This window comes from Streptococcus ruminicola (genome assembly GCF_011387195.1).
Taxonomy (GTDB): Bacteria; Bacillota; Bacilli; order Lactobacillales; family Streptococcaceae; genus Streptococcus; species Streptococcus ruminicola.
On sequence record NZ_CP046919.1, the window covers coordinates 41,748 to 65,316 of the forward strand.

Here is a 23,569-nt window from a genome sequence, read left to right on the forward strand (position 1 = left end):
CCTCCTTTTACCAAGTAAATCGTCCTGTGTAATCAATACTTTCATCAAGTGCATGTGAGAGTTTTGGTGAAACACTTGTATACTGCCAAGCAGCTGTATTTGAATAATATGACAAGGATTTAGCTGATTCTTGATCTAAGTAAGTATATGCATACAAGTAATGCGCTACCCATAGATTTGATAAACCAAATTTAGCTGTATTTAATTTTCCACCTTTAGTGTCCAACCAACTTGCCATCGTGTAGTAAACATTGTTACTGTAACCAAGACGATTCATTTCATCTTTCCACGCTTGAGTATTAGCATTAAGGTCACCGTTTAGCATGCTACGTTCTTCCATGTCATTGACCATTGTCGTTGAGCCTGAAAGTCCCATCGATTGCGCTACACGAACAAAATATTGTGCCTCTGCTCTTGCTTCTGCTGCTGTTTCATAATGAGAATAATGATAAGCTGATACTCTCAAACCAGCTGCTTGCGCATTAGCAATTTGTGCTCTAGCATAAGGATTTGTGTAAGAAGTTCCTTCTGTTAACTTAACAACAACACCCGTAATTCCTTGATTCTTCAAACGTTGATAATCACTAACCGAAATAACACCGTTGTGACTACTGATATCAATGAAATAAGACGGCGCGTGTTGTGCAGGCTCGTCAGCGTTCAAAGCATATTGCCCTAAGTTAAATCCTGATGTTGTATTGTCTGTGAAATCAACATAAACGTGAACGGTATAGTTACCTTTGATGTAGTCATGATTTTTCTCATTAACCATGACAGTCACTACACCATCATACACATCAGAAGTTGTGTACCAATGAAGGTTGGATTGATTACTTTCTGACCATGCTGCAACAGTAACGGATTTGATTTTTTTAGTATTTTCAGACTCAGCTACACGAACTTTTAAAGTACCACCATTTGCATCATGATTTTGAACTGACACTGCTGGATCAACAACATACTTATCTGTTGATAAATCAACACCGTTTGTCGATGATAAAGCTTCTAATGAATGACTAACTTGGCTTTGACCATAGATATGAATATTGTAATGGCCAGATTCAAAGTTATGTTCTTTAGGCGAGAAGGTTAAGATATAAGTCCCATCAGATTGTTTAGTAGCCTGATACCATTTAATATCATCTTGGCCATTCAAACTTGTCCAAACTGGAATTGTAATACCAGTTACATACACTGGAACATTTGAAACAGTCACCTTAACTTTAACGTCGCTTTCTTTTGTAACTGTCGCTTTAATCTCTGGTTTCGGCACATTAATGCTTGTTGCACTGATACATGTCATTTGACCATTAATAACAGCGTAGGTATGGATAAGATATGTTCCATAATCGCCAGTATATTTTGCTGTTAATTGACCATCTGATGGAACTTGATACCAGATAAGATCGTCTTGATCATTCTTAGCCGACCATACCGCATGCATAACTTTTAAATTTGAGCTAACATCGCTCGGCATGCTGATGTTAATACCATTCTGACCTAAACTTGCTTGAACCTTAACATCACCAAATTGGTAATCAGATTCAAAACGTGTTCCAAGCAAAGCTGTTTGACTATTTGTGACACGGCTATTTCCATAAACGTGAACATTGTAAGTGCCAGCTTCAAGGTTATGAGTTGCTTCACTAAAAATAACATAGTATGAGCCATCAGCAGCTTTAGTAGCCTTATACCATTGAATGTCATCTTGACCATTCTTTTCAGTCCACGTTGGTACTTGAATACTATCAATGTAAACCGGAACATCAGTAATTGTGACTTTATAGGTTGTTGGACTTTCTTTAGTAATTTTTGCTTTAGCACTTGGTTTTGGAACATCAATACTTGTCGCACTGATACATGTCATCTGACCTTTAATCACAGCGTAAGTATGGATAAGATAAGTGCCATAATCACCAGTGTACTTAGCTGTCAGTTGACCATTAGCTGGAACTTTGTACCAAATCAAATCGTCTTGGTCATTTTTGGCTGACCAAACAGCATGGTAAACGGTCATATCTGAGCTAACATCACTTGGCATGATAATTTGGATACCATTTGATGTCAAAGTTGGTTGAACTTTAACATCACCAAACTGATAATCTCCTTGGAAGCTTGTACCAGTAAGACCTGTTAGCGAATTCGTAACTGCACTTGTCCCATAAACATGGACATTATATTTACCACTTTCTAGGTTGTGCTCAGCGATACTAAAGGTTCTTGTAAAAGTGCCGTCAGCATTTTGAGTAGTACTATACCACTGAATATCATCCTGACCACCTTTTTCTGTCCAAGTTGGTAGTTGAATACTAGTAATGTAAGCTGGAATATCACTGACTGTCACTTTGTAAGTTGTGCCATTGACTTTTGTGATTGTGACCTTAGCACTTGGTTTTGGAACATCAATGGTACGACCATTTAAACCAATCATTTGACCATTGAGATTTTGGTAAGTATGGATATTGTATTTTCCGTATGAACCAGTGTACTTGGCTACGACATGTCCATTGCTATCAGCTGTGTACCAAATAAGATCATCTTGACCATTGACCTCAGACCAAACGGCAAACATGATTTTAGCACCTGCTGGAATAGCTTGATTATACTGAATATCAAAGCCTTTATTAGTCAAGGTCGCGCTGGTTACTTCTTTTACAACAGCTTTAGAAGCAGCTAATTGATTAATTACCTTTTGACTAGCAGCTTGAACAGCTGATGTTGAAACCTTTGACTCAGCAAGGTTTGACAACGAAGTCTTATCAGAAACATGATCTGTTGTAGCATCAGATGATTGTGACTCTTGTACCGCTGAATTATCAACGTTATTCTCTTCAGAATTTCCTGCTGATTCCTTATTATCTTCAGAAATTGAAGGATTAATCAGACTGGTTTGGTCAACGGCATTTTTTTCAGCTTCTTGACCATCAGCAATTGCTGAATCTTGCTTATCAGCATCGGTTAAATTTTGTGATTCATTTTGAACTTCAGATGATGGTAATGAGTTGTTTGTTTCATTATCATCAGAGATAACACTATCACTATTTAATTGAAGTGAACTAGACTGCTCTACCGATGATTGAACATTCTCAGTTACTGTCGTTGATTGGGTGGTTGTGTTTTCGTCAGCGAAAACTTGCCCCGAACTTAAAAAAGCTCCTATAATAATCGGAGATACTAGGCAGCTTCGAAGGATATTCTTTTTCAAATCAATCCCCCTCTTTCTATTCTTTACTCGTATCCATTTTATCATGATTTTGTAAGCCCTTCAAGCACATATGCTTTCACTAAACAAAAGAAGGCAGCGATTTCAAAATCACTGCCTAAAATATTAATCTGGATAAATGTAAGAAACATCACCACCCCAGAATGAATCGAGTGGGTTAAACCATCCACGGAAATTACCAATATATTGTTTACCAGCGTAGTTTGATTCTTTAACTTGGATACGTGTATTGCTTGACACAGCTGTCACGTAAGCTACATGTCCATAACCATTACCATCATGTGGCCAAACAACGATTGAACCTACTCTTGGTGTTGTTCCAACTCTGAAACCTTTGGCACGCGCATTAACTGCCCAGCCCCCAGCATTTCCAAGCCAGTTTGGAATCCATGGCGCCAAAGACTTGACTGCCCATGTACATTGCCCAACTGGATAGGTATTAGTTTCGTTGATATATGTTGTGATACGAGGAGATGGTGTAGCGCTTGGTTTATAGTTTTGATCAGAAAGATTAAATGTTGCTGTTGAATTATCTGAATAAATAACAGTCGCAACTACAGAAAAAGTATCCGCTTGATTATTAATCGATTTCAAGTCAATGCTTTGACTAATTTTTCCGTAACTACTTGTACCTGCTTCATAAGTTTTTGTTTTTTGAGGATTCGATTTAGAGGTAACCTGAACCTTAAGTTTTGAAACCCTTTTAGACATAGCTTTTTCCGTAACATTTACTTTAAACGAACCATTTGCTGTGTTTACATTACTAATACCAACTTCTGGATTTTCTAAACCACTAATTTGATCTACGTGGAATCCTGGTGTTCCACTCAATGCTTCAAAACTATTAGTAATAGAGTTGTCGCCATAGATATGCACACCGTATGTTCCTGTGTCAAATCCATGGTTAGACAACTGAATTGTTGCCTTATATGAGTTATCACCAACTTTGGTTGCCTTATACCATTTTAAATCATCTTGATTATTCACCGTTGACCAAACTGGAACTGTAATTGAAGTAATATATTCCGGAACATCATTAATCAAAACATCATAGGTTTTATCTGAAGTTTGAACAATTTGATACGATATCTCTTGTTTGTTAATAATAATATCCTGACCATTAATCGCAGTCATTTTTCCATCTTGTACTAAATAGGTATGAACAAAATATCTTCCATAACCTTTATGATTATTTAAATCGACTCTTGTTATTCCTTTCCCAGAATCATCATACCATCTTAAATCATCTTGGTCATTTTCTTCTGACCATACGGCATATTTAATTGTCCCATTAGATGGTGCATTAATGTCTGTTGAAAGCTGAAGCGCACCATTTTTAACACTTACTTGAGGTGCTTTAGGACTAATCTTAAGGCTTTCTAAGGCAGTACCCGATACACGACCATCAGAATAAGTTGTGTAAACATGAGTAATATATGATCCAGCTCTATTTCCATAATCTGCTAAATTTACCTTAACTTTTGCCTGACCATTAATAACATCAGTTGTATTGTACCATTTAAGATCATCTTGACCGTCTTCTTCTGACCAAACTGCAACATCGATTCGAGTAATGTCCTTACAATCTTTTGTCTTTTGCGACATAACTTCAAAAGATTTGCTAACCTCATCGAATGGTGTTTTAGTCACTATCGCATCTGATTGTTGATCCGCCATAGCAGAGTTAGTAAGAAATGCCATGCTAAGCACAGCTGTCGATAATAAAGCTGATTTGATTTTATTCAAAAAGCTGTTCTCCTTTATAATATAATGTTGTACACTATATTAATTCGGAAAAACAGCTAAAAAAATTTATAAAATATTAAATTTTATCCTTTTTCTTTGACGATATATACTGGTCGTTTTTTAGTTTCAAGGAATATCTTAGAAATGTATTTTCCGATAATCCCTAAAGCAAGCAACTGAATACCACCAATAAACAAAATGATACAAACCAAACTTGCCCAACCTGAAACACTACCACCAATTGTGAGTTTGCGAATAATGATAAATAGAATTCCAAGAATAGAAGCTAAAAATGAAACTGACCCAGCCCATAGTGAAAGATTCAATGGCGCTTCAGAAAAATTAATAAACCCTTCCATAGAGTATTTGAATAAGCTCCAAAAACTCCATGATGTTTCACCAGCCACGCGCTCGCGATTTTCATAAGCGATATACGTTACGTTAAATCCAACCCAAGAGAAAATTCCTTTTGAGAAACGATTAACTTCACCAAGTTCTAAAATACTGTCTACAACTTGGCGAGTCATCAAACGGAAATCACGCGCACCATCAACCATCTCTGTATCAGAAACAGCATTGATAATTTTGTAAAACATCTTTGAAAAGAAAGAACGGATAACTGGTTCTCCCTTTCGATCAGCACGACGCGTTCCTACAACATCGTAACCTTCGTTGATTTTTTGATACATCTCAATCAACAACTCAGGTGGATCTTGTAAATCGGCGTCCATAACAGTGATAAAATCACCATCTGCAGCCTCAAGTCCAGCTAACAAACCAGCCTCTTTACCAAAATTACGTGAAAATGACAAATAATGAACATTTTCAAAACGGCTAGCAACATCTCGAAGAACCTTTAAGGTTTCGTCTTTTGAACCATCATTGACAAAGATATAATCAAAAATCAATTGGTCCTTCATTTTACTTTCAATTTTTTGAGTTTCTTCTAAAAATGGATAGATTGTTTCTTGCTCATTATAACAAGGAACAACAATAGATAGTTTTTTCATTTATTCACCTTCAATCTGAAAGAATTTACTACGACATAAGCTCCAACAATAATAAAACTAAGTAATTCTAATAAGAAACCGATTACTTGCAAAGTAGTTTTCTGATAGGTTACTCTGACATGACCACTACCACTTACTTTAATCACTGCTCTACCATCAAAAAGTGCTTTTTTAGTAATATCTGGTTTTCTAGCTTCTACATATTGTTTCTTTTCTTCAAAAGATAAATTATTATACTCAATTTTAGGTTGAGTCCCTTTTATACCATTGCTATAATATGCTGAATAACCTTTATACCATATTCTTGGTAATACTATTTTTTGTTCATTTGAAGATGACATTTCAACATCAAATTCTAAATTATTGTAACCTTGTTTAATATTATTAAGTTGAACTAAATTTTCATTATAAACAAACTGGTTAATTACTCCATTTCTAGCATTTTCATGATTAATATCAAGATTCAAATATTCGTCACCTGATGTATCATAAGTGGTCAGTGTTGGATTTGTAAAAGCATTTACTGCTTTGCTATTCTGACTTCTCATGACATTTATATTACTATCAATCAATCCATACTTTTTAGCATAATTTGATGAGTTCGGCAAAAAAGCAAATGGATTAGTAAAAAGATATACAAAAAGCTGTAAAAAAACAACTATAATTGAGAACTTTTTCGGAGCACTAAAACAAATCGCCATAAAAATAAAAAATGGTAAAAAATAAATCAATCTAGTTGAATACTGAAAAACAGCCAAAAATGAATATTTTAAAAAGTTTTCCCAAGGTAAAATTTCACTTGAACTTACCAATAGAATGGTCGAAAGTAAAACTAACTGCTTAGAAAATGTATTAATTTTTTTAAAATATATAAAAGTAATTAACAAAATAATCAATGATAAAGGAAAATAGTAATTCTTTACTATTTGAATTATATTTTCAGATGTCATCAAAGCTGCTGTTGGAAACGGAAAATCCCTTAATTTCCAATTTACAAAAAATACTTGTGATTGGCTCTGTTCTATGTATTGGAAGATAAAACCTAGACTCAGCAAAACTGCTATAAAAATTGAACTAAAAAAAGATACTATTTTCTTGAAATTTAATCTTTTAATATTCAATATTACCAAAATAAGTGAAGCAATTGCTAGAACAAGTGTTGAAATTATATGAGTTTGAACTAATAAAGCAACGACCACTGATAAGAGAATTGGATTCAAATCATCTAAGTAGAGCACTTTATAAATAGCATAGATAAGTAATGGTATTAGAGGAACAACTGCTGTCATACCAAAACCAAAATAAGTAGTTAGAGTAGGAGCAACAATAGCAAATACAAGCGCTCTATTTTTACTACCAGTTATTTTAGATGCTGCGTAATAACTGGTAAAGGATGTCGCTAATGTTAGAAGAAAAACGAAACTAGTAAATGCAAGTGTACCTACTTTAGTTGCTAAGAACACCAAAGCAGGTATATAAAACATCCAATTTCCGTAAAACATTGGAACAGCATATCCTGCTCCATTTAAAAATAAAAAATTTAGATTGGGCAGCCAATCATTGTTTTGAATAGATTGTGCTAAACCAATAATTCTGGCCAAATGAAAAGAATAATCGTATATTTGGCTCGTTGTATTTATTGAAATATATGATATTCCAGTAAACAGGATTGAATAAATCAATAAAGTAAAATAACTGTGTTTAATCAATTTATCCAAAATAGTATTTAACCTTTTCAATTTTTAAGCTCCACTTCTAATTCATCTCAAAGAATCCATTATAATTAGTGATATAACCTTTCCCTTGACTAAGATCATATTCAATTAATTTCAAGTCATCTGCAACTTCTTTTCCTTTTTCATCGAGTATCTTTTTATCAACACTAGAATATTTTAACACATCTGTCAACAATGCATAATATGGAGAAACCTTAGAATTTGTATATTCTAGTAGTTCTGCAGAAAAATCGCTTGAATTTACGTAAGGATAATCCATTTTTTTAGTTTGATAATTACTCCAAATGAAATAATCAGTTTTATACTGCAATTGACTATTTGTATCAAATAATGATTGAGGATACAATCCTGGCAAATGATCTCCATAAAAGACTACAACAATCTTTTTGTCAATATTGGATAACTGATCCAATAAATCTTTTGTATCAATATCTGTTTGATGTAAAAGATTTACATAATTTGTTAACTGTTCAATTTCTTCGTTCGATAGTTTATCTGCTGCAACTGTTATTAATTTGTCATAATCATAAGACCAAGGAACATGGTTTTGGTAGGTAATGACAGAAAAGAATTGATTTTCACTAAAATTAATGTTTTCTAAAAGCGTCGAGTATGTTGAGTTATCACTAGGAAAATGTCCAAGAGCAACAATGTTCTTAGCTTTCATTGTTCCATTTTGACCAGCAATAAATTGGTCAAAGTTCATTTTATTATACATATTTATCCTTGAATAGGTTTGAGCATCACCCAAATGTATTGCAATTCTATTCTTTTTCTTAAAAGAATCACTAATTGAAGGAATATAAGTCATTTCTGGAACAATTTCAGTAGTTAAAGAAGTCATACTAGATGAGAGATTGTACATTGGCAATCCTGTAAGCGTCTGATATTCCATATTTGCAGTTCCCCCACCATACCCATCTGATTTCATCAAACCACTAGTTGTATTAGAGATTATTTCATCAATATACGGAAGGACTTTTTCAGAGGTAGTGATTCCCGGAATTCTATTAGGATTCGCTAAACTCTCACTCAATATATATATGACAGTTTGATCCGATATTTTTTCTGTTCGAGTAGCATTAATTTTCTCAGCTTCAGTCTGATACCTCTTAGCAATTTTTTGAATTTTTTCTTTACTATAACCATCTGGTGTTTCCATTACTGGAAATGTTAATTCTTTAGTCCATACGTATGCGAGAGAACGATAGGTTGCATGAACAGAATTACCTAACCAGAATACATTATAGTTATTATTCAATTGTGAAAGAATTGGAATATTATTATTTATAATACCATCACTCTCATTGACCATTATCATAGAGAAGAAAGTAATTGCAACTATATCAATTCCTATTCCAATCCCCCTATATCTTTTTTTAGATATTATTTTACCAGATAAAAATCTCTTTCGTAAAAAAACAGCTGTAGCTATTAAAAAAACAATTGCAATCAATGCATAAATAATAATTGTTCCATCAATATATTTTGTCAAAAGTTTTGCTTCTTTAAGCCAACTAATATCAGATACAAGTAATGGTTCGTTCCTCATTTTTTGCTTCAAATAATTCACTAGTGAGATAACACCCCAAAAAACAATCTCTAAAAAAGTAGTAATTACATACCTATTTATAATTAAATAACCAATTATACAAAAGACAAAGATAAAAGTAATTTGATATGCTGTTGCTCCAGGAAAAACAAACATATCCATTAGCGCTCCCTCAGTTTTTACTCCATACTGCAGTGTATAATTGAAAATCACCCCGAATAACAAACTAGTCGCTGCAGACAAATAAAAATTGGGATTGTTATTCCTGATTGCTTCTATAGCTTTATAGACAATTCTTACTATACAATAAAATGTTATAAATGAAAGAAAAATATTTAATGTTAATTTTGGAACAAAATCAGCAATTTTACCATCTGAAACAGTCTTTGAAATAATTGGAATTAGTTTACTATCCGACAAAATAATAAAAACTATCAAAAAATAAATAGTACTATATGACTTATAATATTCTTGAAAAAAAGCACCATATAAATCTTTTAATGAAAATTTATCTAAAATACTTTTTATAATAAAACTCAATATAGTTATTAGAACAACAACTATTAATCCACGATATTCAAAAAAGTGATTATCCGTGAGTTTCCAAACATTGAAGTCAGAATTATTTATATTTCGTGTAATCAATAAAAAATAGGAAACAATCAGATATGCAATAAACCCAAAAAATAAATTAAAAAAAGATTTATAGTTTAAATCAATTATCAAATAAGTCGAAAAACCAATTATCGACAAAATTCCTGAAATAATAAAAAAGTGATTTACAACTGAATAACTGTTTAAAATATTATTTTCAGCTAAAATACTGTAGCCATCAATTGCCAAAGAAATATAAAATGCAAATGTTGATAACAAAATTTTATGCAAGTATTTCAACCAATTTATTTCCCAAAAAGCAGTTTTAACCTTTTCTATCATGCGTCACTTTCTCCAAACTCCTTCTAATAATATACTTAACGGCTCTAGCTGGGCCAATAAAAATATATTTAAAGGCACCTTTTATACCACCCATGTATGTGAAGTCTACGTAAGTGTGCGGAGCACTATCACCACGTTCATTATATAATTTGTTATCTACAAACGGCGTCATATCAATTGGATTCTTAGAAATTCTAAAATCATAATGTTCATTCCACGCAATATAGATAAGAAGACGTTCGATAGCGTGTAAAATAGAATTTTGAGGTAGTGGTTCAGCAGGAACATCTTCATCAGTTAATCCTAAATCAAATAATGGTTTTAATGCATCATACTTAAACCAAACGTATGTACCGTAACTCATGACAAAATTATGGAAATTATTAAAATCAATCGCTTTAGTCATCCCCATTTGTTGCCACAAATCATTCATTGCAGGGGCAATTAAATGTTCATTCCATGCATCAACAATCTTGTTAAATCTAAAGAAAGTTGGAATATCTGCAATAACAATACCCAATTTATCATTATCAAAGTTAGCCAAAATATTGTCAGCAGGTTTGATAAGCATATCTATCAGTTCGTTACGCCAAGACTCACCTGCCCAAAAATCTGCTTCCTTAGACTTTTTAGTATGGAAATGTCCGATATAATCATAATCTGACAAATAGTCTTTTAATTTTAACATTGGAAGGACATCACGACCAACATTTCCAGTTACAAAAATTTGAGCATCTTTGCCATTACTACGTAAAATAGATTCTATCTCTTGTTTTTTAGTAGCATTATCTGTTGTGATAAACAAATCATAAACAAAATGGAAGTTTTCAAAAGCATCCAAAAAATCTTCTAATAAGTCAACATAAAAGACATGAAGATGTACCGCAATTTTTTTCCCAGCTAAAGAACCTCCGATTGCTGGTTGCAGATACTTACGTGCTAAAAGATATTTAAAATCTGGGAAATTAATCTCAGACATGTGAGAAACAATCAAATCTACTGGATAGTCCGATTGTTTAGCAATCTCATCTAAAAGATACGGAGTAATATGCTGATTATTATCAATTGCCTTAACTTTAATAAACGGCACTCTATGACTTAAAATTGCCGTTGGATGATAAAAGGAAAAATCAGCGTGTAACATGTGACTTGCATCTTCATTTACAGTATTAAAAATGACTTTATATTTAAATCCTGCATCCAAGAATTTTGTCGTTACTTGTGTTTCGTAGTTATCAATAACATCTTGAACATTGGTATAGTTTTTCACATTTTCCCAAAAATTTTTAAACTCTGGAGAAACAATAACAGATTTTTTAAATGTAATAAAATAACTTTGAATATGCTCGCGAAAACCTTGAGTATAGCGAGATTTAGGAGTAGCACGGTTATTTGTTAGCCCCCAGAAATCAACACTATCATCACTCTCATACTCAAGATAGTAATCTTTAATATCCCACAACGGACCGAAACACGTATCATTCATAATTGTGACAGAATCATAAGTAGCCAGCTCTTCAAATCCAACTGCAGTCATACCATCACGCCAAGCAGCAAAATCAAAACCAATATTTTCTCTTTGAATAAAAGAATCCATCAATCGATGTTCAACTAACTTGTGATAATCATTATCATTAATCGAACTATTTGAAATAAATACCACTTTTGAAAAAAGTGGGCGCATTTTTGTCAATTGGTAATACACATGTGAACTAATATGATTGTACTTATTAAAATGGACGTACAATAATAAACGTTTCATTTTTTTCTCCTAAAAAAATTAATAATAGTAGTAGGAATTGTCCAACGTCGTGAATGTGTAACTGAATTATAAGCAACAATCATTTTCTCTAGTTCCTGTTTATAATAGTTTCTTTCATCATTCACTTGTTTGTAATTAATTCTATATGATTCTAATTCTTTAACTTGCTTTTGTAAATGTAATAAATCTTGAGAAAGAGTTTTAGCAATGTAATCATCCCGGTTAATATCATCTACATTAAACATTTCATAAATTAGTTTAAAAGTTTTTTGAGTGGATGTAGAAACATCATAAATCAATTGAGGATCATAACCTTTAAACATCACATAATTCCCAATGATATCGCCATTTGAGTAACTTGGTAAAATTTCTGTATCAGATTCCTGATTAATCAAAGCAACTCGCTTATAAAAACTAGGTAACTCAGACAAATCAATTCTAACTGTAGTTACTTCTTCTGGAAGATTGAACAGCACGCATCCATTCTCTTCAAACTTAAATTTAAGAACTTTATCTTCACTAAAATTTTCACCATCAGTAATATAATAGATTTTTACATATTGGTTTTCAAAAGCTAAATTAATATTTTTATCAAAATGAATACCAATTGCACGTTCTATTTCATCACTAGCAATTGTCTGATACTTATTCAATATATAAATATATGCTTCATAAAATTTTAGAAGGTCACCTCTTGCTGAGCGTGAAACATCAAAAACTCGATAATTTAAAAACGTACTATGATTAGCAATAGGTTTTGCATTTCTTACTAAAACAAGATTTAAAAAGAAATCATAATCCTCAAGTTGTTTTATGCTATCGTCATATTTTACATCACCTAAAACAGATGTTCTAACTAATGAAGTCGACGAAATATAATTACCAACTAAGAATGTATTTAAATCAAAATCTCTAGCTTGTACTACCACAGCACCATTTTCAGGATTTACTAAATTACAATATGCAATATCAGCATCATTGTTTTCAAGACTGTGCAATAATTCTGAAACATAATTTTCTTCAAGATAATCATCACTATCTACAAAAAGAAAAAAATCACCATTTATTAATTGTAAGCCCTTATTTCTGGTTCTTACCACTCCTGAATTGTCATGAACGAAATAATGAGTTTTGTTATAGGGAGAATCTTTAAGAGTTTCCTTAATAACCTGACCTGAATTATCTGTTGACCCATCATTTAATACAATTAATTCAATATTCTTATGAGTTTGGTTAAATATACTCCTTAAACACTGTTCAATGTATTTTTCGTGGTTATAACAAGTTACTAAAACTGATACTAAAGTCTCACTCATTTAAACTTCCAAGTTCCATTTCTTTGAATTATACCTGTTGCAGAATCTAAAGCAGAAATATCATCCGATGCAATATCATCTCTGTTGATTACAATAATAGGATTTGTTGTAGCATCCGTAAATGCGAGCATGTTTCCATCAACGTCTCTAACAGTCACTTCCAATTTTAATTTCAAATTGTTGACTGAAGATAATTTACATGAATAATAAGCTGTTTTATGTCCAATTTCCTTAGTCTTATTATCCAATGTGTTATCATTATAAATCCATACATTACGATCAATATCAGTTAACGATAGTCCAATATATGTTTCAACGTCTTCCATCACATCATACTCAATTTTAAAATTAATATCATCATTTGGAGTAATCTGATTAGAAGATAATAATTCTAGCTTGAAATTTTCAACCTTTGGTTTTACTTTTTCAGCACTATCACCTTGATTTTGTTCCTTCTGAGTTTCCTTCAAAGGAGCTGTATTATCGTAGCTGTATTGGTTGGCAACATCAAACGGATCACCATATGCTTTAACCAAACCGTTTTCAATAAGAACAGCGCGGTTACAATACTTCTTAACTGCTCCCATATCGTGGGTAACAAGAATTGTTGTCTTGCCACTTTCTTTACGTTCCATGAAATAATCATTACACTTACGTTGGAAAGCTTCATCACCTACGGCAAGCACTTCATCAAGAATGAGCACATCACCTTGAGCTTTAATGGCAACTGAAAACGCTAAACGAACTTGCATACCACTTGAGTAGTTTTTTAGCTTTTGATTCATGAAATCTTCTAGCTCAGCAAACTCAACGATGTCATCATACATGGCATCGATTTCCTCAGTTGTGAACCCAAGCATGGCACCGTTCATGTAGACATTTTCTCGTCCTGTCAATTCAGGGTTAAAACCAACTCCAAGCTCAATAAATGACACCATTTTACCATTAACCGTAACTGTTCCTTTTTCTGGAACATAGATTTGTGAAATGATTTTCAAAAGTGTTGATTTACCAGAACCATTACGACCAACAATCCCAAAGAAATCTCCTTTGTGAACATCAAATGAAATATCTTTTAAGACATGTTGCTCACGATAACCTTTGACTCCTTTAAAACGATTAACTAGAGCTGTACGTAAACTATGAGTTGCTTCAGTTGGTAGTTTAAAATATTTACTAACATGATCAACTTTTACTGCAATTTCTTTATCTGACATTATAAAATCTCCGCAAATTTCTTAGCATGTTTATGGAAAATTGAATATCCAACAATAAGAATTAAAACTGGAAGGATGTAAGGAATAGCTCCCCAAATATGATTGTTATATAACTCCCAACCACGCATGCTACCTGAATAAACAATGTAATGACGCATATCTTGAATGATTTGTGCAAGTGGGTTTAGCATCATTAATTTTGCTACGGTAAACTGATTTTTTTGAATAATAAAAGTCAATGAATAGATAACAGGTGTAGCATACATTCCAGCTTGCATTACAACTTCCCAAATAGGTCCCAAGTCACGATATTTGACAAATAAAGCTGCAAGAATAAAAGCAACTCCCGCTGATATCATGGCTAATTCAATAAACAATGGAATAATGACTAAAAAGTTCCAACTTAAGTGAACACCATTAACTAGTGCAAAAACAAATACAACTAAAAGGTTAATACCATAGTTAATAGCTGCACCAACTACTGAAGAGATAACAATGATTTCCTTAGAAAAATTCAATTTACGTAATAAGTCACCACGAGTTACAATTGAAACCATCCCCATATTGGTAGCTTCTTGGAAAAATGACCATGTTACCATACCTAAAAGCACACCAATTGCATAATGAGGTGTTCCATCATCTAATCTCAAAAAACGAATAAACACCAAATACATAATTGTGAAAAGCATTAATGGTTTTAAAATTGACCACAAATGCCCAATTAAACTTCCTTGGTAACGAAGCTTAAAGTCCGTTTTTACCATTTCTTTTAATAAGATTTTATTTTCTTTACTAAAGAACTTCATTTATTTCTCCTATAACCAAATTTGGTAATAATTAATGTTCTAAACACAAGCGTATGGAAGGTACGATTTTTGCGTAGGCCATACTGATTCAAGGTTTTAATTCGCTGAATCAGTGGCTTGTCCATAATAGTTGTGAAATTTTCAACCAAGTCTCTTTTTTCAGGGGTCAATGCTAAATCTAATAAAAAACGTGCTTGAGTTTGACTAGCATTAATCAACCACCAATATTTTTCGACTAATTTATGAGGCTTAATCCAATTTTTCATGCGTTTAGTCCATGTACGCGCCCCTAATACATTAGCATCATGTTGACGATACAATTCCGTTGGGTAATTAACATAAGCAAGATTACCTAAAGCGCTAGCAAGCAAAGCAAGATACCAATCATGCATCAACAAATCTTCTGTTGATGTCCACAATTCAGCCAATGCATGATTTATCATTGCTGTACCGCCAGTTACTGTGTTTTCAGTCAATTCTTGAACCAACTCAGTATTGGCATGATCAGACTGTGTTTTAATCATACTTTCATGTAAAACATTTAAATCTCGGTCAACAATTTTCAAATCTGTATAAACCAATAAAGGTTTCTGACTATCATACTTTTCTGCTTCTGCTAAAGTAACTGCCAATTTATCTTCTAACCAAATATCATCTTGATCAGAAAAGAAATAGTAATCGGCTTTGCTATGTTTTAAAAGGGTATAAAAGTTTTTAATAACACCAAAATTTTCACGGTTGTCAGCATTAATAAAAACAATACGTGAATCAAACTGCGTATATTGCTTAATAATTTCGGGTGTCGTATCACTAGAGCCATCATCACGAATATACAAAGTCCAATCCTTGACTGTTTGTTTCTGGATACTTTCAATCTGTTCAGCCAAAAATTGTTCACCATTGTAGGTAGACATGAGAATATTAATCTTCATTTAAAAATAGTCCCTCGTACTCTCCAACGATTTTTTCCCATGTGTAATTTTGTTTAACAATGGCACGCGCACGATTACCATATTCCGTAAAATCATAATGACCATCGGCGTCATTAATCAAACATGAGAGATTACCTGATGTTTTATTCCAATAAAAAGCACTTGCTCCTGCAACTGACTTATTGAAAGGCACATCAAGCACAAGATTTAACTTGGTATGTCCTAGAGCTTCTAACAAACCAGGATTTGTTCCACCAACTTCATGACCGTGGATATAAGCAAAAGCGTTCTCACGAATGTAGTTCAGCAAATCACGATCATACACCGTACCAACAAACTTAACCCTGTGATCACGTTCAAAGTTTGTCAAATGTTTCAATTTATCAAAATAAGCACTATTTTTGTGGTTAGAAATAATAATCAAATCACGTCTTGTATTTGATTTCATAAACTCACGAATTGCTGTTTCATAATTGTTTTCTGGCACAAATCGGCCAACGATCAGATAATAGCCATTTTCCTTAGTTTTCCAATTATCAAAACATTTTCTAACCTTATAATCATCAGCTGTTAGAGTTGATTTTTTCAAATCCGTTCCATAAGCAATAAAACGTGTCTTAGCATCTGGATAAGATTCTTTTATATAGTTTTCAATACCAATATTATCTGAAATAACCAAATCAACTGTTTTAGCCATCAATTTTTCAGCATATTTTAAATAAGCTTGAACCGGTTTTGACCATTTTGAGCGTTTCCACTCAAGACCATCTGGATTGACATAAACTTTCCCACCAAGAGCGTGAATTCTCCAAACAAAAGGTGCAATAAATGCCCCAATTGTGTTACCCAAAATATAAAAAATAGGGTGTTCAATACCAGATCTTTTTACCATTTGAAGTCCATAAGTAATTGCCATCATATCATAAGCAATCACTCGTGCTGGACCAATTTTAGGTGCCTTGATGGTAAAACAATCTGCGCCCTCATATTTAAAATGCGTATGATGTTTATCATCACTTAAACAAGCGACGTGATAAACAATATCTGAGCTCTGCTTATTTTTTACCAACTCCTCAACAAAAGTCTCAAAGCCACCATACTTTGCAGGCAAACCTCGACTTCCGATGATGAATACATGTTGCATAGCACACTTCTCCATTCTAAAATACAATCAAAAATATTATACCATATTTTAAATAAGCTGGCGATGGAAAAACGAAAGCCTCTTGAGAATATAGGTAATCTGGTGGAAATTTCACACAAAAACACCAGCATTTCTACTGGTGTCATCTTTTATCTAATTCCCAAAGCAATGCGGGCATAACGACTCATTTTATCAACTGACCAAGCTGGGTACCATACCAATTTGACTTCAGTATTAGTTACCTCAGGAATCTCACGCATTGCATCGTGAATTTGATCGGTAAGAAGATCCGCTAGTGGGCACCCCATTGTTGTTAAGGTCATATCAATTTCAGTGTGTCCATTTTGCTCGAATCGAATCTCATAGACAAGCCCTAGATTAACAATATCAATCCCTAATTCAGGGTCAATAACTGTTTCCAAAGCTTCAAGGATACAATCTTTAATCTTTGCGACATCTTCTTCTGTATATTTTTGTTCAGACATAAGCGAACCTCTTGACTATTTTTTAATCTTCGATAAAATCACGGAGCTGTTTGCTACGGCTCGGATGGCGAAGTTTGCGAAGTGCTTTAGCTTCAATCTGACGAATACGTTCACGCGTCACATTGAAGACTTTACCAACATCTTCCAATGTACGCATTTTACCATCATCGAGACCAAAACGCAAGCGCAAGACGTTCTCTTCACGGTCAGTCAATGTGTCTAAGACTTCATCAAGTTGTTCACGAAGAACAACACGAGTTGTGTAGTCTACTGGATTTTCAATAACTTCATCTTCAATGAAATCTCCAAGATGGCTATCATCTTCTTCACCGATAGGTGTTTCTAGAGAGACAGGTTCTTGAGCAATTTTCAAGATTTCACGAACTTTATCAGGCGTCATATCCATACGTTCAGCAATTTGTTCTGGCGTTGGATCTTGTCCAAGTTCTTGAAGAAGGTTACGTTGTTCACGAACAAGTTTGTTGATTGTTTCAACCATGTGAACAGGGATACGGATTGTACGAGCTTGGTCAGCAATCGCACGTGTAATAGCTTGACGAATCCACCATGTTGCATAAGTTGAGAATTTGAACCCTTTTGAGTAATCAAATTTATCAACGGCTTTCATCAATCCCATGTTACCTTCTTGGATAAGATCAAGGAATTGCATACCACGTCCAACATAGCGTTTTGCAATAGATACAACCAAACGCAAGTTAGCTTCTGCCAAACGTTGTTTTGCTTGAAGATCGCCCGCTGCGACTGCAACTGCCAATTCTTTTTCTTCTTCGCTTGACAACAAAGGCACAACCCCAATTTCTTTAAGGTACATACGAACTGGGTCATTAACTTTAGCAGAGTTGCTACCAAGCAATTCTTCGTCAGTTAGTTCTTCAGGTTTTGGTTCTTCAACCACATATTTTGTTGATGGGTTACCTTCTTTATCAGTAATTGAAATACCACCGTCTGTCAAACGTTCCAAAAGATCATCAATTTGATCAGCATCGAGTGAAAATGGAATAACCAATTTTTCTGTCACTTCGTCATCGACAGCTGTTCCGTTCTTTTTATGATTACGAATAAATTCTGCAACTTGAACATTAAAAGTAGTAATTTCTTTTTCTTTTGCCATATTTTCCTCTATTCCATTTTTCTTTTTTGAGCAATGAGATTTTCCAAAGCCGCAAGTGCTGCATCAACATCCCCAAGATTGCTAGATTCACGAATTAACTTACTTTGCTTTTGCAAATCTCTTTCTTGGAGCAGGCGATTGCGTTTTTGAATAATTTCCTCAATTTCATTAGGGGCAACATCTTCTGGTAGATTTTCTTCTAACACTTGATAATACATCTGCCGCGTTCGGTCATCTAGCTGCGCTAAATCATAGGAAGTCACCTCACCTTGTTGCATCAACAAATCATAAAGTGTCTGCAATTCTTGGGTATCAAAGGTAAATTCTTCCCGATTTCTAAATTCATTAAGAAGATAATCATGCGTCAACAACCGTTGCATCAATTGACTCTCTGCTTTCATAATCGCAGAGATATTCTTTGATATTGGCAATTCAACGACCGTCACTCTTTGCTTAGCAGCTTCCGACTGAAGAGCTGAACGATTTTGAAGTCGCTCGCTGTTTACCGACTGTTCAACTTGATAATAATCAAAGTCAGGCAATAAATCAGCCACCATATTAATATACGAATTTTGTGCTGTAATTGACGGCGATTGTGCAATAATCCTAGAAATTTTTTCCACATAAGCAATCTCAGCCTGGAGATTATCACTATTTTCCGGTTTTAAGTAATGAATAAAGAATTCAGTACTGCTAATGCGACTATTTTCAAGCAAGTTAGCTAGGGCTTGAGGTGAATTCTTTTGAATGAACTCATCTGGGTCCATCTGTTCAGGAACTCGCACAATTTCAACATTAAAATCTTTTAAAAGCTCTAAAGACTTAGCAATCGCATTCTGCCCAGCATTATCACCATCATATGTTAAAATAACTTTTTTAGCATATCGTTTTAAATGTCTGACGTGCTCAGGTGTTAATGCCGTACCCATCGAGGCAACAGCATTTTCAATACCAGCGCGATAAGCCGCAATAACGTCCATGAAACCTTCCATCAAGTAAACTTCATGTTTTTTAGACATAACCGGACGAGCTTTATCAAGATGATACAATTCATAAGACTTATTAAATAAAGCTGTCGACCTTGTGTTCTTATACTTAGCTTGCTGACTATCTAAATCCTCTTTCGTCCAAATACGCCCAGAAAAAGCAACCACCTGACCATTATCATCCGTCAAAGGAAACATGATACGATTTTGAAACGCATCATAAACTCGATTGGTACGTTCAGACAAATTAAAAAGACCTGAAGCCATCAAAGCATTCTCTTCATAACGTTTTGCAAGAGATTGATAAAGAAAATCAGGCTCATTTGGCGACAATCCAATATTGAAATAATCAATCAATTCATCCGTCAAACCACGTTGCGCTAGATAAGCTTTCGCTTCTTGACCTTCTTTGGTTGTTTTTAAAACAGCATTGTAAAACTTAGCCGCATCCTTATGAATATCAATAAGAACTTGGTTAGGATTTTGCGGTTTTGCTTGTGCTTGCTGTGTTTCAACCTGCAAAGGAATTCCAGCACGTTCAGCGACACGATGAACACTCTCTAAAAAACTAATCTGATGATATTCCTCTAAAAACTTGTAAACATCCCCAGATTTTCCGCAACCAAAACAATGAAAAAACTGCTTGTCTTCAATAACATTAAAAGATGGCGTTTTTTCCTTATGAAATGGACATAATCCTATATAGTTGCGTCCTGCACGTGTAAGATTGACCACTTCGCCAATAACATCAACAATATTAACGCTATTTTTTATCTCGGTAATTAACTCTTTGTCAATTGCCAAAAGATCACCTCCACGCACTATTCCCATTTTAGTTTTGTATTTCATTATACCATTTTGATTCAGATTTGTAAATTCTCAAAAACCAGACTTTAGCACATAATTTTGGTATAATAATACTAATAAAACATACAGGAGGTTTTTCGTATGATTAAAGAACTCAAAGAATTTTTGTTCAAAGCAAACGTTCTTGATCTCGCTGTCGCTGTTGTTATGGGGGCTGCTTTCAACGCTATCGTAACATCACTTGTTAATGATGTCATTACACCACTTTTCTTAAACCCAGCTCTAAAAGCTGCTGGTGTTGCCAAAATAGCTGACCTTTCTTGGAATGGTGTCGCTTATGGTAGTTTTCTAAGTGCTGTTATCAACTTCCTTATTGTTGGTACAACACTATTCTTCATCGTCAAAGCTGCTAACGCCGCTGCTGCTCTTACTAAGAAAGAAGAAACTGAAAAAGCAAACGAAGATGCCGCTCCAACTCAAGAAGAACTTCTTACAGAAATTCGCGATTTGTTGAAAGAAAAATAATCTTTATCAATCGTTAAAGCATAAAAAGAGACGCCTAGCTTAGCGCCTCTTTTCTTTGTATCTAATGTTTAATTAGAATTTTTTACGTTTGCGAGCTGCTTCTGATTTGCGTTTACGTTTTACAGATGGTTTTTCGTAGAATTCACGTTTACGTGATTCTTGAAGAGTCCCAGCTTTAGTCACAGAACGTTTGAAACGACGAAGTGCATCGTCAAGTGATTCGTTTTTACGTACTACTGTTTTTGACATATGTTTCACCTCCTCAAGATATTGTAACATTTACACGTTCTCTATTAGGATACCTAATTTATCAAAAAAAGTCAATCCTTACACGCGCTAAATGCCATAAAAATTTAAAAAATGTTTTCAGCAAAATTTCCATCACACTTATGATTTTTTTAAGGTTCCTTCACTATACTATAAACAATCCTAAAACTTTTCTTTTTCATAATCTCCTAAAAGACGACTGCAGAAATGCAGTCGTCTTTTTGTTATTTAGTATGTATTTTTCTTGCTTCTGGCATTTCGACAGTTATCTCAAAGTGTTAAGAAAAGCGGCAATCTGTTTATTCACTGTTACAGGATTATCAACATTGGAATTATGGGCAGAATCAGCAATCCAAACTAACCGAAATCCTGTTCTTTTAGACCATTCTCTGTTATAGGCTTTCACCTTACCTGTGGTATCCTTTTCACCTACTATCAAAAGTGTCGGACAAGGTATAGACAGTTCTTGATTATCTTCTAGGAACCCTGCATATCCAATTCCCATGAGATGGCACAGCTCCGCTTTATCATACTTGGCAATCATTGTTGCCATATTTTCTCGACCCCATTTCGTGATAGTATTTTTCTTCACAATAGATGATTTCAATAATTTCTCAGGGAATAATTTTGCCATCCACTCAATTTGATGTAGCCACCACATATCAGATTTTGAATAGTAATTGCCATACGGTGATGAGTCAATGGATACAAAGGCCTTCACCATTTCTGGATATCGCCTTATGAACGCCTGCGAGATAAACCCGCCCATAGACTGTCCGATTAGAATAACCTGCGATATACCACATTCAGTAAGGATTGTTTTTATGGCATTTGCAGCCTCACCATAGGTAAAAGAGACGTAAGGGCGAGACTCCCCATGTGCTGGTGCATCCCATGCGATGATATTATAATCATTTTCAAAAAATAAAAATTGTTGTTCAAACATCGTATGATCTGCTGTCAATCCATGAAGAAAGAACAGAGTATCTCTGGATAAAACAAAGACATCTGATTTCCAGTAAGCAATACTTCCATTGGGATTATCAATCTGCATTTTCTTCATAATCTATCACCCTACATTCCGTTTTAACTGTATACCCCACCTGTTGCGTGTTGTTTGTTGTTGCACTACTGATAATAGTATTATTCTTTTCATTATATCATATTCAAAATAAAATTGCAAAATGGTAACCTTGACAAAAAAGCCAACTGATGACTAAATCAGCACCAATCAGCTTTTACCACGTGTGATTATTATAGCAATTGTTTTGCTTCTGTAACGGTTAGTTCCAAGACACTTCGCAAAAATGGAAATTTTGTTTTCATTTCGTCAAATTCTGCGCCCTCATTGACCAATCTACCCGTTCCTAATATTCTAACCCCCCGTCCCTTGATAGCCGTTAAATCCCTCTACTTGACGAGCACCACATGTCAGAATAAGATTCGGATTAACCTTTAAATCCTTTTCTGTACTATGCATCCCCGCTACTGGCAAGAGTATCCGATTATCTCCCTTTAAAACAAGATAAGAATTCCAAGTGCACGTAACATGCGGCATTTCTTCACCCCACGACATTATCGAAACAACACCCTCATGATTTAAAACATTTTTAAAAGTCTCAGTAAACATAAGAAATATCCTCTGTGTTCATATTTTGAGCTAAATCACGCTTCAACTCAGGGTCATTGTAACATCTCAATTTAAAGAAATGATTTCAGTTATGCTACAAGTAAACTTTTATAATTAAAAATTTTCTGGCATGATAATTATGATTTTTTAAGAATCTCCCTCTATACTATAGACAATCCTAATAAACTTTCTTTTTCATAATCTCCTAAGAACGACTGCCAATGGTGGTCGTTTTTTTTGGGGGGATATAAAAGAGAGTGAGACAAATAAAGTCTCCACTACAGACTTTATTCATGAGCCTAAAAATTAAAAAGCGAATCAGTAGTTTCGCAGAAACTTGATTTCTCAGCAAGCCTC

Annotated in this window: 17 protein-coding genes and 1 pseudogene; 1 reads left to right on the forward strand and 17 read right to left on the reverse strand. The window is 34.0% G+C overall.

The genetic code is table 11. From position 1 onward, the window contains the following. Positions 1-7: 7 nt before the first annotated feature. The 14 genes from GPZ88_RS00250 to dnaG form a co-directional block, all read right to left on the reverse strand. Entirely contained in the window at positions 8-3,205 is a 3,198-nt protein-coding gene (locus tag GPZ88_RS00250; RefSeq protein ID WP_240915091.1) for a GBS Bsp-like repeat-containing protein, read from the reverse strand. Between the two features lie 123 nt (positions 3,206-3,328). Continuing rightward, positions 3,329-4,969 carry a GBS Bsp-like repeat-containing protein gene (locus tag GPZ88_RS00255; RefSeq protein WP_240915092.1) on the reverse strand — a complete coding sequence of 547 codons (1,641 nt, stop codon included), beginning with the start codon at positions 4,967-4,969 and terminating at the stop codon, positions 3,329-3,331. 83 nt (positions 4,970-5,052) lie between these two features. Beyond that, the gene (locus GPZ88_RS00260) at positions 5,053-5,979 is read right to left on the reverse strand and encodes a glycosyltransferase family 2 protein (RefSeq protein WP_166042866.1); all 927 of its coding nucleotides are present in this window, start codon (positions 5,977-5,979) and stop codon (positions 5,053-5,055) included. Next, positions 5,976-7,661, reverse strand: coding sequence for a hypothetical protein (locus tag GPZ88_RS00265; RefSeq protein ID WP_166042868.1), 1,686 nt, complete (start codon positions 7,659-7,661; stop codon positions 5,976-5,978). Before GPZ88_RS00265 ends, GPZ88_RS00260 begins: the two co-directional genes overlap by 4 nt. Before the next feature lie 73 nt (positions 7,662-7,734). Then, on the reverse strand, positions 7,735-10,203 hold the full coding sequence (locus tag GPZ88_RS00270; RefSeq protein ID WP_166042869.1) for an LTA synthase family protein: 2,469 nt from the start codon (positions 10,201-10,203) through the stop codon (positions 7,735-7,737). Then, positions 10,187-11,965, reverse strand: coding sequence for a rhamnan synthesis F family protein (locus GPZ88_RS00275; RefSeq protein ID WP_166042871.1), 1,779 nt, complete (start codon positions 11,963-11,965; stop codon positions 10,187-10,189). The genes GPZ88_RS00270 and GPZ88_RS00275 overlap by 17 nt, the downstream gene beginning before the upstream one ends. Continuing rightward, entirely contained in the window at positions 11,962-13,281 is a 1,320-nt protein-coding gene (locus GPZ88_RS00280; protein WP_166042872.1) for a glycosyltransferase family 2 protein, read from the reverse strand. Before GPZ88_RS00280 ends, GPZ88_RS00275 begins: the two co-directional genes overlap by 4 nt. After that, complete coding sequence (locus GPZ88_RS00285; protein ID WP_133018403.1) at positions 13,278-14,498, reverse strand: ABC transporter ATP-binding protein; 1,221 nt, start codon at positions 14,496-14,498, stop codon at positions 13,278-13,280. Before GPZ88_RS00285 ends, GPZ88_RS00280 begins: the two co-directional genes overlap by 4 nt. Next, positions 14,498-15,304 (reverse strand): ABC transporter permease, encoded by an 807-nt coding sequence (locus tag GPZ88_RS00290; protein ID WP_166042873.1) that lies wholly within the window; start codon positions 15,302-15,304, stop codon positions 14,498-14,500. Before GPZ88_RS00290 ends, GPZ88_RS00285 begins: the two co-directional genes overlap by 1 nt. Continuing rightward, on the reverse strand, positions 15,301-16,236 hold the full coding sequence (locus GPZ88_RS00295) for a glycosyltransferase family 2 protein (RefSeq protein WP_166042874.1): 936 nt from the start codon (positions 16,234-16,236) through the stop codon (positions 15,301-15,303). Before GPZ88_RS00295 ends, GPZ88_RS00290 begins: the two co-directional genes overlap by 4 nt. Further along, complete coding sequence (cps2T, locus tag GPZ88_RS00300) at positions 16,226-17,380, reverse strand: beta 1-4 rhamnosyltransferase Cps2T (protein ID WP_166042875.1); 1,155 nt, start codon at positions 17,378-17,380, stop codon at positions 16,226-16,228. Before cps2T ends, GPZ88_RS00295 begins: the two co-directional genes overlap by 11 nt. Positions 17,381-17,529: 149 nt before the next feature. Beyond that, positions 17,530-17,865, reverse strand: coding sequence for a metal-sulfur cluster assembly factor (locus GPZ88_RS00305; protein ID WP_166042876.1), 336 nt, complete (start codon positions 17,863-17,865; stop codon positions 17,530-17,532). A 22-nt stretch (positions 17,866-17,887) separates the two neighbouring features. Then, a complete protein-coding gene (rpoD, locus tag GPZ88_RS00310) occupies positions 17,888-18,997 on the reverse strand; it encodes an RNA polymerase sigma factor RpoD (RefSeq protein WP_024343868.1) in 1,110 nt (369 codons plus the stop codon). A gap of 8 nt (positions 18,998-19,005) precedes the next feature. Beyond that, positions 19,006-20,814, reverse strand: coding sequence for a DNA primase (gene dnaG, locus GPZ88_RS00315; RefSeq protein ID WP_074564789.1), 1,809 nt, complete (start codon positions 20,812-20,814; stop codon positions 19,006-19,008). Positions 20,815-20,931: 117 nt separating this feature from the next. Here dnaG and mscL point away from each other — a divergent pair, with 117 nt between their 5' ends. Then, positions 20,932-21,315: a large conductance mechanosensitive channel protein MscL gene (mscL, locus tag GPZ88_RS00320; protein ID WP_074563973.1), complete on the forward strand. Its 384-nt coding sequence runs from the start codon at positions 20,932-20,934 to the stop codon at positions 21,313-21,315. Positions 21,316-21,387: 72 nt separating this feature from the next. On the opposite strand, the gene rpsU is transcribed toward mscL, so the two are convergent. The 3 genes and pseudogenes from rpsU to GPZ88_RS00335 form a co-directional block, all read right to left on the reverse strand. After that, entirely contained in the window at positions 21,388-21,564 is a 177-nt protein-coding gene (rpsU, locus tag GPZ88_RS00325; protein ID WP_000048058.1) for a 30S ribosomal protein S21, read from the reverse strand. Between the two features lie 283 nt (positions 21,565-21,847). Beyond that, a complete protein-coding gene (locus tag GPZ88_RS00330; protein ID WP_039696670.1) occupies positions 21,848-22,645 on the reverse strand; it encodes an alpha/beta fold hydrolase in 798 nt (265 codons plus the stop codon). A 191-nt stretch (positions 22,646-22,836) separates the two neighbouring features. Next, a pseudogene (locus GPZ88_RS00335) lies at positions 22,837-23,212 on the reverse strand (pyridoxamine 5'-phosphate oxidase family protein). Between the last annotated feature and the right edge of the window lie 357 nt (positions 23,213-23,569).

Coding starts and splice junctions, on each gene's coding strand:
- cps2T (WP_166042875.1), bottom strand. CDS start 17,380: ATGCAACATGTATTCATCATCGGAAGTCGAGGTTTGCCTGCAAAGTAT.
- dnaG (WP_074564789.1), bottom strand. CDS start 20,814: ATGGGAATAGTGCGTGGAGGTGATCTTTTGGCAATTGACAAAGAGTTA.
- GPZ88_RS00285 (WP_133018403.1), bottom strand. CDS start 14,498: ATGTCAGATAAAGAAATTGCAGTAAAAGTTGATCATGTTAGTAAATAT.
- rpsU (WP_000048058.1), bottom strand. CDS start 21,564: ATGTCAAAAACAGTAGTACGTAAAAACGAATCACTTGACGATGCACTT.
- GPZ88_RS00270 (WP_166042869.1), bottom strand. CDS start 10,203: ATGATAGAAAAGGTTAAAACTGCTTTTTGGGAAATAAATTGGTTGAAA.
- GPZ88_RS00330 (WP_039696670.1), bottom strand. CDS start 22,645: ATGAAGAAAATGCAGATTGATAATCCCAATGGAAGTATTGCTTACTGG.
- GPZ88_RS00290 (WP_166042873.1), bottom strand. CDS start 15,304: ATGAAGTTCTTTAGTAAAGAAAATAAAATCTTATTAAAAGAAATGGTA.
- GPZ88_RS00305 (WP_166042876.1), bottom strand. CDS start 17,865: ATGTCTGAACAAAAATATACAGAAGAAGATGTCGCAAAGATTAAAGAT.
- GPZ88_RS00295 (WP_166042874.1), bottom strand. CDS start 16,236: ATGAAGATTAATATTCTCATGTCTACCTACAATGGTGAACAATTTTTG.
- rpoD (WP_024343868.1), bottom strand. CDS start 18,997: ATGGCAAAAGAAAAAGAAATTACTACTTTTAATGTTCAAGTTGCAGAA.
- mscL (WP_074563973.1), top strand. CDS start 20,932: ATGATTAAAGAACTCAAAGAATTTTTGTTCAAAGCAAACGTTCTTGAT.
- GPZ88_RS00260 (WP_166042866.1), bottom strand. CDS start 5,979: ATGAAAAAACTATCTATTGTTGTTCCTTGTTATAATGAGCAAGAAACA.
- GPZ88_RS00275 (WP_166042871.1), bottom strand. CDS start 11,965: ATGAAACGTTTATTATTGTACGTCCATTTTAATAAGTACAATCATATT.
- GPZ88_RS00280 (WP_166042872.1), bottom strand. CDS start 13,281: ATGAGTGAGACTTTAGTATCAGTTTTAGTAACTTGTTATAACCACGAA.